The following is a 16,573-nucleotide window of genomic DNA, read 5'->3' on the forward strand; positions in this document are numbered from 1 at the left end:
CCAGCCAAACGTCGGCAAAAGTTCCCTGCTGAACGCGCTGGCCGGCGCCGAGCTGGCCATCGTGACCCCCATCCCGGGCACGACGCGTGACAAGGTCAGCCAGACCATCCAGATCGAAGGCGTGCCGCTGCACATCACCGACACGGCCGGCCTGCGCGACGACGCGGCCGACGAGGTCGAGCGCATCGGCGTGTCGCGCAGCTGGGATGCGATTGCCGACGCCGATGTCGTCCTGTTCCTGCATGACCTGGACCGCGTGGGTCAGCCAGACTACGAGGCCGAGGACGAACGCATCCGCGCGAGGCTGGCGGGCGTGGACGCCAGCCGCATCGTGCAGGTCTTCAACAAGGCCGACCTGGCCGCCGCGCCGGCCGGCGAGATCGCGCTGAGCCTGAAGACCGGCGCCGGCCTGGAGGCGCTGCGCCAGCGCCTGCTGCAGACGGCCGGCTGGCAGGCTGTGCCCGAAGGGCTCTTCATCGCTCGCGAACGCCATGTGCAGGCGCTGGCCCGCACGGCCGAGCACCTGGCGCTGGCACGGGCCATCGCCGAGCAGCGCGACGCCGCGCTGGACCTGCTGGCCGAGGAGCTGCGCCTGGCCCACGATGCGCTCGGCGAGATCACCGGTGCCTTTTCCGCCGATGAGCTGCTTGGCGTCATCTTCAGCAGCTTCTGCATCGGAAAGTAGAGCTGCTTCCCGGGGCAGGGTGGTCAGTCAGCGTGTGCGCGCATTCCGTGGCACCTCTGCCAATCGGCGCCCCCGGGAAGGTGCTTCAGCAGCGCCCAGTTGCGTTGAACCAATGCCGGCGAGCATTTCGGCAGGCGGTAGCTAGCCGCCAACGAGCAGGCTCCCGAACCCTGTCTTTGCGTCCTAAACACAGACCTACCCACCGTGGAAGAGGGCCTCTTCAGCTTCGCTCAGACGGCCGCCGTCGGCCTTGACAAGGCTTGAACGTCGACACCGACTAGTGGTCATGTGCATGGTGAGCGTCGGGCACATGCGCGTGGCTGTGGCGCATGGGCTCGTGCCGATGCGGGTGGCTGTGAGCGCCGACGGGCATGACATCGTGGTGATGATCGTGGTGGCCGTCGTCGTGCCGGTGGGCATGCTCATGCGACAACGCCTCATGCTCATGCTCGTGCGCATGAGACTCGGCGAGGTGCAGCACGACGCCCAACAGCATCAGTCCGCCGCCAAGCACCGCCCCCCAGCCGGCTGTGTGGTCGCCCAGGGCGAAGGCCAATGCTGCGCCGATAAAGGGCGCGAACGCAAACACCGACCCCGTGCGCGCCGCCCCGAACTCACGCTGCGCCAGCAGGTAGAAACGCAGGCTCAGGCCATAGCCTGTCCCACCCACCGCCATCAGGCCCAGAGCGGCAGGGACCGATGGCAGCGGCTCTCCCACGGCAGCGGCAAGGGTCGTCGTGGCCGCGGCACCCAGCACAGCCTTGACCAACACCACCTGGGCCGGGTCGCGCTCGGCCAGCGCGCGCGACAGCGTGTTGTCCATGCCCCAGGCCACCGTGGCAGCCAGCACAGCCAGCAGGCCGACCCACTGCCCCACCGGCGCCAGGCCCCCATCAAGGATCAGCAGCACGCCCCCGGCAAGCAGCATCAAGAGGGCACCCCAGACCCGACGGTCCATGGTCTCGCCATAAAGGCGCCAGGCGAAGAGGGCAGTGAACAGCGCTTCCAGCGTGAGCATCAGCGAGGCACCCGTGCCACTCGCGCGCTGCAGGCCCCAGGACAGGAACACAGGGCCGAGCACGGCGCCGAGCAAGGCGACCGCCAACAGCCGCGGCGCGTCCGAGCGCAGCACGCGCGCCTCCACCTCCACCCTGCGTCGCAGCAGCACACCTACGACCGCGGCGCCGAAGTAAAGGAGGGCGGCCGTCTCGAACGGCCCGAGGCCTCGTCCCAGTTGCTGGACCAGCGGCGTGCTGACGCCGAACAGGATGGCGGCCAGCAGGGCCAGCAGGCCACCCCGCAGCGCCGGTCGCATGGGGGCAGGAGCGTCATTCATGGCGGCGATCGGTCCTCTGCAGAGACACCTTCGCGGCGTCCGTGACCATTCTGGCCCTGCGCGCGCCTGGCGCGAAGCGCTAGGCCGTGACCCACACCTTGCGGACCGTCTCCAGCGTGCGCCACGTGCCGGTGTAGCCGGGCTTCATGATGAAGCAGTCGCCGGCCTTGTAGGTCACCGGCGGGTGCCCGTCTTCGGTGATCTCCGCCACGCCCGACAGGATCAGGCAGAACTCCCAGGTCTCGCCCTTGATGGAGCGATTTGTGCCCGGCGTCGACTCGAAGACGCCAGCGCGCACCTTGCCATCCTTGGCACTGTCGACATCCCAGTTGCGGCACACGATGTCGCCTTCGAGGACACGGTCGGCAGGCGGCCGGTACTCGCGCGGCTCGCCCAGTTGGTCGAGCTCGAAGGTGACGAGAAGACGGGACATGACGGGGCGCTCCGGGAAAGTCAGATGGAACTCCATGCTATGCATAGACCCATGCGGGCGGGTGCCGAAGCCTGCCCCCGTCGTGGCGGCAAATGCGCGATTTGCCGGCCCTCGCAACGCAATCTGCCGCCGTCAGCTCAAGACGTCTGCGCCAGCGCCAGCTCGGCGACCTCGGTGAACCATTTCAGGCCGAGCGGCAGCAGCCGGTCGTTGAAGTCATAGCAGGGGTGATGCAACGGCCGGTAGTCGCCCTCGCCCACCGACTTGGGCCCCTGACCCAGCCACAGATACGCCCCCGGCCGCTCACGCAGCATGAAGGCGAAGTCCTCGGACGTGAACGCGGGCCGGGGGGCCTCGCGAGCCTCCAGGCCCACCGTCGCGGCAGCCCGCAGCGCCAACTGAGCCTGCGCCACGCTGTTGATCGTGGCCGGGTAATAGCGCACGTACTCGACGTTCACTTCGCAGCCGAACGACAAGCCGACTCCCGCAGCGCAGTCCCGCAGGGCCGCCTCGATGAGGTCCTGGCTGGCCGCGTCGAAGCTGCGCACGGTGCCGGTGATCTGCACCTCGGCGGGCATCACGTTGTGGGAACTGCCGCCCTGGATCCGCGTCACCGACAGCACGGCCGATTCGGCCGGGTCTATGCGCCGCGCCACCAGCGTGTTGAGCTGGCCGACCAGTTGGCTGGCGGCCAGCACCGCATCGGGCGTGCGATGGGGCTGGGCGGCGTGACCGCCGCGGCCCCGCACGATGATGTCGAAGCGATCCGCCGCCGCCATGATGGGACCCGGGCGGGTCTGGGCCTGGCCCAGCGGCAGGTCGGGCCAGTTGTGGAGCGCAAACACGCTGTCGCAGGGGAAGCGCTCGAACAGCCCGTCCTGGATCATGGCCCGCGCACCGCCGCGACCCTCCTCGGCGGGCTGGAAGATGAAGTGGACCGTGCCGGCGAAGCGGCGCGTGCGCGCGAGGTGGCGGGCCGCACCGAGCAGCATGGCCGTGTGGCCGTCATGGCCGCAGGCGTGATGAGCGCCGCCAAACAGGCTCTGATGCGGCAGGCCGCTCTGCTCAGCCATGGGCAGTGCATCCATGTCGGCGCGCAGGCCGACGCTGCGACCTTCGGCGTGGCGCAGCACGCCGACCACGCCGGTGCCGCCGATGCCCTCGTGCACTTCCAGGCCCAGCGCACGCAGCGCCTCGGCCACGATGCCGGCCGTGCGGTGCTCGGCGAAGGCCAGCTCGGGATGGGCATGCAGATCGCGGCGCAGCGCGACCAGGTCGGGCAGCAGATCCGCGATGTCAGGGTCGGGCGTCAGCATGGCGCGCCCACGCGTTGCTGGAACTCGCGCGGTGTCATGCCGCACTGGCGCTTGAAGCGGCGGTTCAGGTGGCTCTGGTCGTAGAAGCCGACCTCGCTGGCAGCGCGTGCGGCCGGCACGCCCTGGCTGAGCAGCGTCTGGGCGTGCTGGATGCGCAACGCGTTGACATAGCGGTAGGGCGACATGCCAACGTGCTCGCGGAACACGGTCGCGAAGCGCCACAGGCTGAGGCCGCACAGGGCTGCCAACGCCTCCAGACGCAGAGGTTCGCCCAGGTGGGCGCGGATGTGTTGCAGCGCCGGCTCCAGCGAGCGGCGCCGGGGGCTCGCGGCGGAGCCTGCGGTTGGGTCGTGCATGCCCGTCAGCTTAGGGCCGGGCGCGCCGTCGATTCGACCGTTCCGCCCCACCGGGACGGCAGCGAATTGCGTATTGCAGCGCAGCAGGCCCCAAAACGGTGGCGCCGGCCGGCCCCGGCGCTCAGGGCGCACGCCGCACAGCGATGGCGTCCAGCTCCACCAGATAGCCGTAGTGCAGCTCGGGCACTGGCACCACGGTGCGCGCGGGCCGGGCCTCGCCCATCACCGACGCATAGACCGCATTGAAACGCGGCCAGAGGGCCACGTCGACGATGTAGGCCGTCAGCTTGACCACGCTGTCCAGGTCCGCGCCGGACGAGGCCAGCGCGGCACGCAGATTGGCCAATGCCTGGCGCACCTGGTCCTCGAACGGCAGTTCTGCCGTGTGCGTGCCGTCCGGCCGCGCGCCGAGCTGGCCGGAGACGAAGACCAGATCGCCGTGGCAGACCGCATGGCGATAGTGGCCGCCGGGAGGGGCCAGGGTGGGAAGGGGAGTGTTCATAGCAGTCCTCAAAACTCGGCGACCTGGCCCCACGCCGAAGCCTGAAAGCGGTCCGGGTGGTAGGGGCGTGGGTCGACGATGGGGGTGGCGCCGCTGACGATGTCGGCGATCAGGTGGCCGGCACCCGGGCCGATGCCGAAGCCGTGCCCGCTGAAACCCGCCGCCAGCAGCAGGCCCGGCAGGCTGGCGGACTCGCCAATGCCAGGGACGCCGTCGGGCGTGCTGTCGATGTAGCCGGCCCAGGCTGCGGTCACCGCACGGGCCTTCAGTGCCGGGACGAGCTCCAGCGCGCGACGATGGGTCAGGCGCACGGTTGTCGCGTCGACCTTGGGATCCAGAATGCGCATGCGCTCCATCGGCGTCGGCGCATCGAGGCGCCATCGCGCCAGGCGCTCGTGGCCGGAGCGCAGCCCCTCCAGACCGCCCGGCGACAGGCTGCGCCAGCGGCGCAGGAACATCGGCATGAACTGCGGCGCAAAGCGCAGGAACTGCGGCGTCGGATCGACACGGGCCCGGCCGCTGATCGCCAGCAGATAGCCGCCATCGCCTCGCCGCGTCAGCGAGACGCCGGCCGTGTGCAGCGTGGCCGGCAGCTCAGCAGCACCCGGCCCCACCGACATCACGGTCTGGCGGATGGTGGCCTGCGGGAAGCGGATGCCCAGTTGGCGGCAGAAGGACGAGGCCCAGGCGCCGCCCGACAGCACGGCGGCCCGGGTGCGTATCGTGCCCCGCTCCGTGACGACGGCCGACAGCCGGCCGCCCTCGGTCTCGACGCCGCGCGCAGCGCACCCCTGGTGCACGGTGCCCCCGAGCCGTATCACCGCCCGCGCCACCGCCGGGGCCGCGCGCGACGGGTCGGCCGTGCCGTCTGTCGGCGAGAAGACGCCGCCCTTCCAGGGGCGACCGGTCACGCGGCCATGCTCGGCCGCCGCCGCTGCGGTCAGCATCTGCGTCTTCACGCCGACGCCGCGGGCGAAATTGCCCCAGCGCGCCCAGCCGGCCAGTTCCGCATCGTCATTGCTCAGGTAGAGCAGCCCGCAGCGGGAAAAGCCGGTGTCCTCGCCGGTCTCGGCGGCGAAGCGCTCCCACAGATCCAGCGCCAGCGTCGCCATCGGCAGCTCGCGGGCATCGCGGTTCTGCTGGCGGCACCATCCCCAGTTGCGGCTGGACTGCTCGGCGCCCACGCGGCCCTTCTCGATGAGGGCGACCTGCAGGCCCCGGCGCGCCAGGTAGTAGGCCGTGAAGACGCCGACGATGCCGGCGCCGATGACCACCACGTCAGCCCGTTCCGGCAGCTCGGGCGTGGATTCCACGAGAGTCAGCGGCGCGGGCATCACCAGCCTCCGAAGCGGGGCCATTCAGCCTCGATCGCGACCTGGGTGCCGCGCACCACGTGATAGCTGCGGTGCTGAGCGCCGGTGGCGCAGGCGTGGTTGGGCAGCACGCGGACACGGTCGCCGATGGCCAGATCGGGCATCACGCCTGCCGACCCGGGGCGCAAAGTCACGATGCCATGCTCCTGGTTGGCATCGGCCACGACCAGGTCCGGGTAGGGCCGGCCGGCCAGGTCGCAGACCACGCCGTAGCCCTGGTTGACGGCCTGCTTGGCGGTGCCGCGGTCCTGCGACATCGCCATCCAGCCAGCGTCGATCAGCAACCAGCCTTTGTCGGGCTGGTGGCCGATCACCGTCGCCAGCACCGACAGCGCGATGTCCTCGACCTGGCAAACGCCGATGCCGGCCATCACGAGGTCAAAGAAGACGAAGACGCCGGCACGTACCTCGGTCACGCCGGTCAGGTCGGTCGCGCTGTGTGCGGTCGGGGTGGAGCCCAGGCTGACCACCGGGCACGGCAGGCCCGCCGCACGCAGCGCCGTGGCCGCCTCGACGACGCCGCGGCGCTCATCCTCGGCACATTGCCGTAGCGCCTGCTCGCCGCGCGCGGCGTAGCTGCCGCCGGCGTGGGTCAGCACGCCACGCAGCTCCGCGCCCTGCGCCAGTGCGTGGCCAATGGCCAGCAGGCGCTCGGTGTCGCCGGGCTTCACCCCCGAGCGATGGCCGTCGCAATCGATCTCAATCAACGCGGGGATGCGCTGCCCCACCGCGCGCGAGGCGGCCGCCACGGCCTCGGCCTGCGCCACGGTGTCGAGCAGCACCGCGAGGTCGACCCCCTCGGCGCGCAGGGCCACCACCTGGTCCAGCTTGGCCGGCGCAATGCCCACCGCATAAATCATGTCGCGAACGCCAGCTGCCGCGAAATGCGCGGCCTCCTTCAGCGTCGAAACGGTGGCCGGGCCCTGCGGTGACGCCATGACTCGGCGAGCCACGTCCACCGACTTGCAAGTCTTCAGATGGGGCCGCAGCCCGACGCCCAACGCGGTCAGCCGCGCACGCAGTCGCGCGACGTTGCGCTCCATGCGATCGGCGTCGAGCACGAGGCAGGGGGTTTCCAGATCCTGCAGCGTCGGCTTGGCGGCGGGCTTCAGGTTGTCGCGTCGGTCGAGGGTGGCTTCGGTCACGGCATGGTTGGGATAACGGGATGAGGCCATTCTGGGCGCCGAAACATAAGGAGGCAATTTACGATTCGTACATCCACAGATAAGGCAGAGCTGAATGATTACCTCCGACGACCTCGCCTTCTTCGCCGTGCTGGCCGATTCGGCGTCGCTGGCCGAAGCCGCACGCAAGCTCAACGTCACGCCACCCGCCGTCTCGCAACGGCTGCAGGCGCTCGAGGCGCGGGCCGGTGTGCGCTTGATCGACCGGACGGGGCGCCGCACGAGCCTGACCGACGAGGGTGCGCTGGTGGCGGCACACGGGCGCGAGGTGGCGCAGACCATGGAGGCGCTCGCGGAGGCGCTGGCAGACCGGACCCGCACGGTCAGCGGCCACCTGCGCGTGACGGCCCCGCATGGCTTCGGCCGGCTGCATGTCGCGCCGGTAGCGGAAACCTTTGCCCGTGCACATGAGGGCGTGACGATCTCGCTCGACCTCTCCGACCATCCCGGTGCGGGGCTGGTGGACAGCTGCGACGTGGCCATCCACATCGGGCCGCCCGGGCCGCTGAACCAGGTCGTCACGACGCTGGCACCCAACAGGCGCCTCCTGTGCGCCAGCCCGGCCTATCTTGCTCAGAACGAGGCCATCAAGTCCCCGGCCGACTTGGCCCGCCAGCGCTGCCTGGTGGTGCGGGAGAACGACGAGGACGTCACGCTGTGGCGCTTCAGGCAGCGACACGGCCGAGACACCGAGACCGTACGTATCCACCCCGCGATGTCGAGCAACGACGGCGCCGTCGTGCGCGACTGGGCGCTGGCTGGCATGGGCATCGCCATCCGCTCCGAATGGCATGTGGCCGAGGACCTGGCGCGGGGTCGCCTGGCCATCGCGCTGCCGGACTGGGAAGCCCCGGCGGCCGACGTCGTGGCGCTGCTCGGCTCGCGGCATGGCCGCAGCGCCCGAACCACGGCCTTCCTCGCCATGCTGCGTCAGGCGCTCAACCCCGTGCCGTGGCGCGTCTAGGCGTAGCCGATGATGGCCTTGGTCTCGAGGTATTCCTCCAGACCGTGAACACCGTATTCGCGACCGTTGCCGGAACGCTTGTAGCCACCGAAAGGGGCATGAGGGTTCCAGGCGGGGTAGTTGATCAGCACCTGGCCGGCACGAATGCGGCCCGCCACGCGACGTGCACGCTCGATGTCTCCCGACTGCACATGAGCCCCGAGGCCGTAGATGGTGTCGTTGGCGATGGCGATGGCCTCCTCCTCGTCGCGATAGGGCAGGATGACCAGCACCGGGCCGAAGATCTCCTCCTGGGCCACACGCATGTCGGTCCTCACGTCCGAGAAGATGGTCGGCCGCACGAAGTAGCCCGCGTCGAGTCCGTCCGGACGCCCCGGGCCGCCGCAGATCAGCCGAGCGCCTTCGTCGAGGCCGACGGCGATCATCTCCTGCACGCGCCTGAACTGCGCCGCGTTGGCGATCGGCCCCATCGTCGTCTGCTCGTCGCGCGGGTCGCCGACCCGGATGCCGGCCACCGTCCGGATCGCCAGTGCCTCGGCCTCGGCCAGGCGTGAGGCCGGCACCACCAGGCGCGTCGGCGCACTGCAGGACTGGCCGACGTTGCGCATGCCGGCCAGCACACCCTTGGCGATGCCCTGCTCGAAGTCGGCATCGTCGAGGAAGACATTGGGCGATTTGCCGCCCAGTTCCTGCACCACGCGCTTGACGGTGACGGCCGCGGCCTGCGCGACCAGCACGCCGGCTCGCGTGGACCCGGTGATCGAGATCATGTCGACCTCGGGGTGCGATGACAACGCCGCACCCACCACCTCGCCGGTGCCGCCGACGAGGTTGAACACGCCGGCCGGCACGCCGGCATCATGCAGGACCTGGGCGAACAGCTGAGCGCTGAAGGGCGACAGTTCGCTGGGCTTGAGCACGATCGTGCAGCCCGCCGCAAGCGCCGGCGCCACCTTGGCGGTGACCTGGTAGAGCGGCCAGTTCCAGGGCGTGATCAGCGCGCAGACGCCGATCGCCTCTTTGGCCGTGGCCGTGCCGCCCGCGTTCGACAGAAAGGCGTAGCGCTGCAGGACCTCGATCTGCGCGCGCACATGAGCGATGCCGAAGGGCACATGCGAGGCTCGCGCGAAGCTGATGGCCGCGCCCATCTCCGCGACGATGGCCTGGGCGAACAGCTCGGCACGCTCCTCCAGCAGCGCCAGGATGCGCTGCAGCAGGGCCAGCCTGTCCTCGACGCTGCTGCGCGAGAAGCCGTCGAAGGCCCGGCGGGCCGCCTGCACGGCCAGGTCGACGTCTTCCACCGAACCCGCGGCGACATGGCCGACGATGCGCTCGGAGACTGGGTCGACCACGGCAAGCCGGGGCGCATCGGGGCGATCGACCCATCGGCCATCGATGTAGAAGCGGGTGTCGTTCATTACTGCCATCTCAAGTCTTGTCCTGATCGAGCTTGGGGCTCAGAAGTACTTCACCCAGCCAATGCTGGTGCGCCGCTTGAAGTCGCCGTAGGCCTTGACCGGGTAGTACAGCAGGGCCGTCACGACCAGCCAGACCACCCAGACGATCCAGAACGAATCGGCATCTACGCCAAAGCGCGTGCCCTGGTTGGGGCCGGCGATGGCGAAGGCGATGCGATAGCTGACCATCAGCACGTAGAGATGGACGATGTAATAGAACATCGGCGCGCCGCCGAAGGTCGTGCAGACCTTGGTGAAGCCGTTGTCGGCGAACTCCAGCGCCGCCAGCATCAGCAGGCCGCCGCCCAGCGTCATCAGCAGGAAGTCCAGAGACGGCGGGTACTTGGTGAAGTTCAGCCAGACCTTGACCGTCTCCAGCGTCGTCGCCTGCGGTGTCCATGGCGCGTTCTCGCCGTAGATGTTGAAGCCGCGCAGCACCAGCAGCAGCGCCCAGCAGGCCAGGCCGGTGATGATGAGCGTGCGCCGGCGCTTCAGCGCGTCGACGACGGACGAGAACAGAGGCGCGAAGGTGTAGCCCAGCAAGATGACGCCGACCCAGGGCAGGGCCGGATAGCTGAGCTTGACCTTCACCACCCCTTCTGCCACCAGCCAGCCTCGGTGCAGCATCAGCGTCCACAGCGGATACCAGGGGCTGTCGTCCGGCACCGTGTAGCCGGCCACCGCGTTATGGCCGCAGACGATGACGAAGCCCAGCGTCGCGAGCAGCCAGCGTGGCAGCCCCGACAAGAAGGCCAGCACCACCATGCTGAAGCCGATCGCCCACATCACCTGCAGGTAGATCACTTCGTACTTGCCCTGCCAGGCGAAGTTCACGACGGTCAGCTCCAGCGCGATCAGCAGCAGGCCGCGCTTGAGCAGGAACTCGCGCACATTGCGCGGCGCTCCGCTCGGCGGGTTGCCGTAGAGCCAGGCCGACAGACCCGTCAGGAACACGAACACTGGCGCGCAGAAATGCGCCGCCAACCGCGAGAAGTACAGGTCAGACGGTGTGCCGGGCACCGTCATCGGGTCGGTGACGTTCAGGTGCAGGTACAGGTGCTCGCGCACATGGTCGAGCATCATCACGATCATCACGAAACCGCGCAGCGCGTCGATGGAGGTGATGCGCTTGGTGTGCGTTGCGAGTTGGGTGGGGCTGGACATGGGGTCTCCTCATCTCTGCTTGCGCCGGCCCCCGGCGCAAGCGGCCTATCTCAGAACTTGTACTGTCCCGACAACGTGAACTTGCGGCCATTGCCGGGGAAGACCCACATCTGGCTGTAGGAGCTGCTGTAGAAGGTCTTGTCGAACAGGTTGTCGACGTCCAGCGAGAACTTCCAGGCCTTGCCGATGGCGTAGCTGCCGATCAGCTTGACGCTGGTGTACGCCGGCAGCTTGAAGTCGTCGGTGGCCACCAACGGCGCCACGGCACCCTCGCGCTCGCCAATGTAGTTCAGGCCCACGCCCGCCGTTGCCGCATTGCCGCCCAGCTTGAATGCCTGCACCAGCATCAGGTTGGCGCTGTGGCGCGGCACGTTGGCGAGCTGGCGGCCGACCAGGAAGTTGTTGTTGTCCTGCGTGACCTTGGCATCGGTGAAGGCATAGGCTGCTGACAGGCGCAGGCCTGCCGCGATCTCGCCGCCCAGGTCCAGCTCCACGCCCTTGCTCTGCACCTCGCCGGCGGCGACGGAGAAGTTGTTCGGGTCCAAGGGGTCCGGCGTCAGCACATTGTTCTTGGAGATGTTGTAGATCGCCAGCGTGCCACTGATCTTGCCGTCGGCCGAGTCGTACTTGGCGCCGACTTCGGCGGACTTGCCCTTCTCCGCCGGGAAGGACTCGAAGGCCCGGCTCACGCCGCTGTTCGGGCGGAAGCTCTTGGAAGCAGTGACGTACAGCGACACCGTCTTGCTGGGCTGGTAGACCAGGCCGGCGCGAGGCGAGGTGGCGCTCAGCGACTGCTCCACGGTCTTGCTGCTGTTGTGATTCAGCATCGACTGGTCGTACTTGTCGTAGCGCACGCCCAGCAGCAGCTTCCACTGCGCGGACAAGTCGATCTGGTCCTGGGCGTAGACCGACTTGGAGCGTTGCTCCTCGTGAGTCCAGGTCAGCGGCGTGGCCGGGAAGGCCGGTGGCGGGTTGCCGTAGACGGGGTTGTAGATGTCCAGTTCAAGCGCGGGCACGTTGCGCACGCGGAACTGCAGGCGGTTGTCGCTGAACTTGTAAGCATCGACACCGAACAGCAAGTTGTGCTGCATGCCGGCGGCACGCACCTTGCCCAGCAGCTCGAAGCGGCCCGACACGTCCAGCGCGTGGTTGTCGCGGGTGCGGCGCATGCGGTTGACGATGCTGGTGCTGCCGCTCTTGAACGCACCCACCTCGGTCGAGATGCCCTTGATCGAGCTCTCACGGTAGCTCACGCCAGTCTGGATGGACCAGTCGTCGTTGAAGTAGTGCTGCACGAAGAGCTGGTTGCCCGTGGTCTTGATGGTGTGCAGGCCGTCGTTGGGCTCACCGAAATAACGCGAGCGCGGCACCACGTCCAGCTTGCCGTTGATGGCGACCACGCCGCGGTCGAAGCTCGCCTCCTGCTTGGAGTACTCGAGCTCGTAGGACACCGTGGTGTCCTGGCCCAGCATCCAAAGGAAGGATGGCGACACCAGCGTTCGCTCGGACTTGACGTAGTCGCGGTAGCTGTCGCCCTTTTCGTGGGCGGCGTTGAGGCGGTAGGCGATCTCGGAGCTGATCGGGCCGGTCAGGTCGGCCGTCTGGCGGAAGGTGGAATAGCTGCCCCCCGACAGTCCCAGCGTGTACTCGGGTACGAACAGCGGCTTCTTGGTCGTGATGTTGACCGTGCCGCCGGGCTCGCCGCGGCCGTACAGGGCCGAGGCCGGGCCCTTCAGAACCTCGACCGAGGCTGTGTTGGCGGAGTCACGTACGCCGTTGTAGCCGCGGCTGTAGTTGAAGCCGTTGACCATGTAGTCCGAGCCGAAGTTGGGGTCGCCGGTGAAGCCGCGCATCGCATAGCTGTCCCACAGGCCCCCCAGGTTGCTCTGCTTCGAGATGCCACTGCCCAGGTCCAGCGCGTCGGCCAGCTTGGTGATGCCGGCATCCTCCAGGATGTCGGCGGACAGCACACGCACGCTTTGCGCCATGTCGCGCACCGGGGTGTCGGTTTTCATGGCACCGGTGGCCGACAGGGTCTTGTAGGGCTGCCGGGTACCCTCCACCTTGACAACTTCGAGCTTGTTGGCGGCGTCGGCAGTGGATGCTGCACCGCCCTCCGCGGCCCACAGGGCCGGGCTGCACACGAAAAGGACAGCCGCGGGAATCGCGGCGCGGGAATGGCACTTGTGGGACATCGCGAAAACTCCTGGAAAGGTTCGAGCTTGAAAAGCGGGAAGGGAACGGGAAATAGGGCCGTCAGCGCAACGTGAAGCGCACGGCGAGGATCTGGTTCTCGGGCGTGGTGATGACGGCGACGACCTTGGCGCCGGGCGCGAATCTGAGACCGGTGGCGATCAGCGTGTTGGGCGCTACGGCCTTCAACGGCGCGTCGGTCTTCACGCCCGCCAGCAACACACCCAGCTTGCCGCTGAACCCGGCCGTGGCCAGCGGCTTGTCGTGGTCCTCGAGATAGATCGTGGCGCCGTCGCTGCCGGCCACCAGTTCGAAGCTGAGGTCGTTGGCCAACTGCACGATGCCACCGTGCCGAGGCGTGCCGCCGCCGTGCGCGACCGCCGCGGGCGCCGGCAGCAGCGCCGCCAGGGCGAGGGTCCACAGGCTCAGGAGTCGTCGCAGGGCAATCATCAGAAGGCCTCTCGGGTGGGGAGTTGCTGGGCTTCGCTCTCGGCGGCTTGCTGCTCGTCGATGAGGCGCGCCGTGGGTCGCTCGCCGACCAGCCAGAAGACAACAGGCGTCAGCAGCGTGTCCAGCAGCGTCGAGCTGATCAGGCCACCGAAGATCACGACGGCGACCGGGTGCAGGATCTCCTTGCCGGGAGCGTCGGCCGCCAGCAGCAGCGGTGTCAGCGCGAAAGCGGCGACCAGGGCCGTCATCAGCACGGGGGTGAGCCGCTCCAGCGAGCCGCGCACGATCATGTCCTGGCCGAAGCGCTCGTTCTCGAAGCGGCACAGGTTGATGTAGTGGCTGACCTTCAGGATGCCGTTGCGCGTCGCAATGCCGGCCAGAGTGATGAAGCCGACCATCGACGCGACCGACAGCGTCACGCCGGCCAGCCACATGGCCACCACGCTGCCGATCAGCGCGAGCGGGATGTTGGCCATGATGACGCAGGCCAGCACGGCCGAGCGGTAGCGCGAATACAGCACCAGGAACACCATGGTCAGCGAGAGCATGGAGAGCACGACGATGAGGCGCGTGGCCTGCTCCTGGGCCTGGAACTGGCCCTCCAGGCTGATGAAGTTACCCTCCGGCAGCGGCGTGTCGGCGATGACCTTGCGAATGCCTGCGATGACCTGGCTCATGTCACGTCCGTCCGTGTTGGCATACACCACGATGCGGCGGCGGCTGTTCTCTCGACCGATCTGGTTGGGACCGTCGCTCTCCTCCACCGTCGCGATGGACGAGACCGGCAGCCGGCCGGCCGGCGTGTCGATCAGCGTGCGCGCCAGGTCCTGCGGGCTGCGCTGGTCGTCGGGCAGGCGCAGCACCAGGTCATAGCGACGCTGGCCGTCGACGATCTCGGCGCCGTGGGCGCCATCCGTGAGCGCCTGCAGTGTGCGCATGGCCTCGCCCGGGGAGAGGCCCGCTTGGGCCGCCTTGCGCGGGTCCAGTCGCACGGTGATCTGCGGGATCAACACCTGCTTCTCGACGGTCAGGTCCACCAGCCCCGGCACCGCGCTGAGCTTGCCCCGCATCTGCTCGGCCAGGCCGCGCAGCGTGTCGATGTCGTCACCGAAGATCTTCAGCGCGATCTGCGCTCGCACGCCGGACAGCAGGTGGTCCAGCCGGTGCGAGATGGGCTGGCCGATGGCCACCTGGGCAGGCAGCACCGACAGCTTCTCGCGGATGGCCGCCATGACCGCCTCGCGGCCGCGCTCGCTCTTCTTCAGGTCGACGTCGATCTCGGACGCGTGCACGCCCTCGGCATGCTCGTCCAGCTCGGCACGACCGGTGCGGCGCCCGACCTGTGTCACCTCCGGCACTTCACGGATCAGCTGTTCGGCCAGGCGGCCCAGGCGATTGGCCTCGTCCAGCGAGGTGCCGGGGTTGAACATCATGCCCAGCACCAGCGAACCCTCGTTGAAGGCCGGCAGGAAGGCCCGCGGCATGAAGGGCACGCTGGCAGCCGCCACCAACACGGCGAGGGCGGCCAGGCCCACCAGCCCGCGGGCGCGCGGGAAGGACCAGGCCAGCAGCTTCGCATCGCGGGCCTTGAGCCATCGCACCAGCGGGCTGTCCTCGTGGTCCAGCCGCTTCATGCGCGGCAGCAGCCAGGCGCACAGCACCGGGGTCAGCGTCATGGACACGGCCATCGAGGCCAGCACCGATGCGATATACGCAATGCCCAGCGGCGAGAACAGCCGCCCCTCGATGCCCGGCAACGCGAACAGCGGCACGAACACGAGCACGACGATGGTCGTCGCGTAGACGATGCCCGAGCGCACCTCCACGCTGGCCTGGCGCACGACCTCGCGCACTGGCAGCGGGTTGCCTGCGGCGCGGTTCTGCTTCAGGCGACGCAGGATGTTCTCGACGTCGACGACCGCGTCGTCCACCAGCTCGCCGATGGCGATGGCGATGCCGCCCAGCGTCATCACGTTGATGGACTGGCCCAGCAGCTCGAACACCAGCGCCGTGACCGCCAGCGACAGCGGGATGGCCGTCAGCGAGATCAGCGTCGTGCGCGCCGACAGCAAGAAGGCGAACAGCACGATGGCCACCATGATGGCGCCGTCGCGCAACGCCTCGGTGACGTTGCCGATCGAGGCCTCGATGAAATCGGCCTGCCGGAACAGCACCCTGGGCGCCGCCACGCCCGCCGGCAGGCCGGCCTGCAGCTCCTTGAGCGCGGCCTCGATCTGGCCGGTCAACTTCACCGTGTCGGCGCCAGGCTGCTTCTGCACGCTGACGATGACGGCGGGCAGGCCGTTGTAGCCGGCGTCGCCGCGCTTCATGGCCGGCGCCACGCGCACCGCAGCCACCTGCTCCAGCAGCACGGCGCGGCCGTCCTTCCAGGCCACCGCCAGGCCCTGCAGGTCCTCGATGCGGTTGGTGCGCGCCATGTGGCGGATCAGGTACTCGCGGCTGTTCAGGTCGATGAAGCCGCCGCCGGCGTTGCTGGCGAAGCCGGTCAGCGCCGCCTGCACCTGCGACAGCGACACCCCGGCCTGGGCCATGCGCACTGTGTCCGGCTCAACGCGCAGCGTGCGCACCTCGCCTCCGATGGGAATGACCTGTGACACGCCAACGATCGACAGCAGCCGCGGCCGCAAAACGAAGTTGGCGTACTCGCGCACCTGCATCGGCGTGGCGGCCTTGGGGTCGCCCGCCTTCAGCGGCAGCGCGATCAGCATGACCTCACCCATGATGGAGGACACCGGCCCCATGACCGGCGAGATGCCGGCGGGCAATTGCTCGCGCACCAGCGCCAGACGCTCGCCAACGATCTGACGGTTGCGGTAGACGTCGGTGCCCCAGTCGAACTCGGCGTAATGGATGGCAAGGCCCACGCCCGAGGTCGAGCGCACGCGCGTCACGCCGGGCATGCCGTTGAGCGCCGTCTCGATGGGCACGGTGACCAACTGCTCCACTTCCTCCGGCGCCATGCCGCCGGCCTCGGTGAGGATGGTGATCAGCGGCTTGTTGAGGTCGGGGAAGACGTCGACCGGCGTGCGCCAGGCCGTGATGGCGCCGTACACCAGCAGCATGGCGGCGAAGGCCAGCACGAAGAGCCGGTTGTGGAGGCTGTAGCGGACGATCCAGTTGAACATGATGTGGACCGTCC

The 16,573-nt window shown here is 68.8% G+C and carries 14 protein-coding genes; 2 read left to right on the forward strand and 12 right to left on the reverse strand.

Annotated features, from left to right (window positions below; all coding sequences use genetic code 11):
• Positions 1 to 685: tRNA modification GTPase (locus tag VGF12_RS01395; protein ID WP_331174258.1), on the forward strand; the 685-nt coding region annotated here is incomplete at its 5' end.
• A gap of 277 nt (positions 686 to 962) precedes the next feature.
• On the opposite strand, the gene VGF12_RS01400 is transcribed toward VGF12_RS01395, so the two are convergent.
• The 7 genes from VGF12_RS01400 to VGF12_RS01430 all read right to left on the reverse strand — a co-directional run bounded on the left by VGF12_RS01400 (position 963) and on the right by VGF12_RS01430 (position 7,044).
• A complete protein-coding gene (locus VGF12_RS01400) occupies positions 963 to 2,021 on the reverse strand; it encodes a DMT family transporter (protein WP_331174259.1) in 1,059 nt (352 codons plus the stop codon).
• 79 nt (positions 2,022 to 2,100) lie between these two features.
• A complete protein-coding gene (locus VGF12_RS01405) occupies positions 2,101 to 2,454 on the reverse strand; it encodes a cupin domain-containing protein (protein WP_331174260.1) in 354 nt (117 codons plus the stop codon).
• 137 nt (positions 2,455 to 2,591) lie between these two features.
• Positions 2,592 to 3,770, reverse strand: a complete 1,179-nt coding sequence (locus tag VGF12_RS01410) for a M20 aminoacylase family protein (RefSeq protein ID WP_331174261.1) — start codon at positions 3,768 to 3,770, stop codon at positions 2,592 to 2,594.
• The gene (locus VGF12_RS01415) at positions 3,764 to 4,126 is read right to left on the reverse strand and encodes an AraC family transcriptional regulator (protein WP_331174262.1); all 363 of its coding nucleotides are present in this window, start codon (positions 4,124 to 4,126) and stop codon (positions 3,764 to 3,766) included. Before VGF12_RS01415 ends, VGF12_RS01410 begins: the two co-directional genes overlap by 7 nt.
• Positions 4,127 to 4,247: 121 nt before the next feature.
• Complete coding sequence (locus VGF12_RS01420) at positions 4,248 to 4,628, reverse strand: RidA family protein (protein WP_331174263.1); 381 nt, start codon at positions 4,626 to 4,628, stop codon at positions 4,248 to 4,250.
• Between the two features lie 8 nt (positions 4,629 to 4,636).
• Positions 4,637 to 5,962, reverse strand: coding sequence for an FAD-binding oxidoreductase (locus VGF12_RS01425; protein WP_331174264.1), 1,326 nt, complete (start codon positions 5,960 to 5,962; stop codon positions 4,637 to 4,639).
• Positions 5,962 to 7,044, reverse strand: coding sequence for an alanine racemase (locus VGF12_RS01430; protein WP_331174298.1), 1,083 nt, complete (start codon positions 7,042 to 7,044; stop codon positions 5,962 to 5,964). The genes VGF12_RS01425 and VGF12_RS01430 overlap by 1 nt, the downstream gene beginning before the upstream one ends.
• A 196-nt stretch (positions 7,045 to 7,240) precedes the next feature.
• On the opposite strand from VGF12_RS01430, the gene VGF12_RS01435 reads away from it, so the two are divergent.
• Entirely contained in the window at positions 7,241 to 8,149 is a 909-nt protein-coding gene (locus VGF12_RS01435) for a LysR family transcriptional regulator (RefSeq protein ID WP_331174265.1), read from the forward strand.
• Here VGF12_RS01435 and VGF12_RS01440 read toward each other — a convergent pair.
• The 5 genes from VGF12_RS01440 to VGF12_RS01460 all read right to left on the reverse strand — a co-directional run bounded on the left by VGF12_RS01440 (position 8,146) and on the right by VGF12_RS01460 (position 16,559).
• Positions 8,146 to 9,567, reverse strand: coding sequence for an aldehyde dehydrogenase family protein (locus VGF12_RS01440; protein WP_331174266.1), 1,422 nt, complete (start codon positions 9,565 to 9,567; stop codon positions 8,146 to 8,148). The two genes, VGF12_RS01435 and VGF12_RS01440, sit on opposite strands and share 4 nt — an antisense overlap.
• A gap of 39 nt (positions 9,568 to 9,606) precedes the next feature.
• Positions 9,607 to 10,770, reverse strand: a complete 1,164-nt coding sequence (locus VGF12_RS01445) for a DUF1624 domain-containing protein (protein ID WP_331174267.1) — start codon at positions 10,768 to 10,770, stop codon at positions 9,607 to 9,609.
• A gap of 50 nt (positions 10,771 to 10,820) precedes the next feature.
• On the reverse strand, positions 10,821 to 12,965 hold the full coding sequence (locus tag VGF12_RS01450; protein ID WP_331174268.1) for a TonB-dependent siderophore receptor: 2,145 nt from the start codon (positions 12,963 to 12,965) through the stop codon (positions 10,821 to 10,823).
• Positions 12,966 to 13,026: 61 nt separating this feature from the next.
• Positions 13,027 to 13,413 carry a hypothetical protein gene (locus VGF12_RS01455; RefSeq protein WP_331174269.1) on the reverse strand — a complete coding sequence of 129 codons (387 nt, stop codon included), beginning with the start codon at positions 13,411 to 13,413 and terminating at the stop codon, positions 13,027 to 13,029.
• Positions 13,413 to 16,559 (reverse strand): efflux RND transporter permease subunit, encoded by a 3,147-nt coding sequence (locus VGF12_RS01460; RefSeq protein WP_331174270.1) that lies wholly within the window; start codon positions 16,557 to 16,559, stop codon positions 13,413 to 13,415. Before VGF12_RS01460 ends, VGF12_RS01455 begins: the two co-directional genes overlap by 1 nt.
• Between the last annotated feature and the right edge of the window lie 14 nt (positions 16,560 to 16,573).

This window comes from Roseateles sp. (genome assembly GCF_036404855.1).
In the GTDB taxonomy this organism is placed as follows: domain Bacteria; phylum Pseudomonadota; class Gammaproteobacteria; order Burkholderiales; family Burkholderiaceae_C; genus Pelomonas.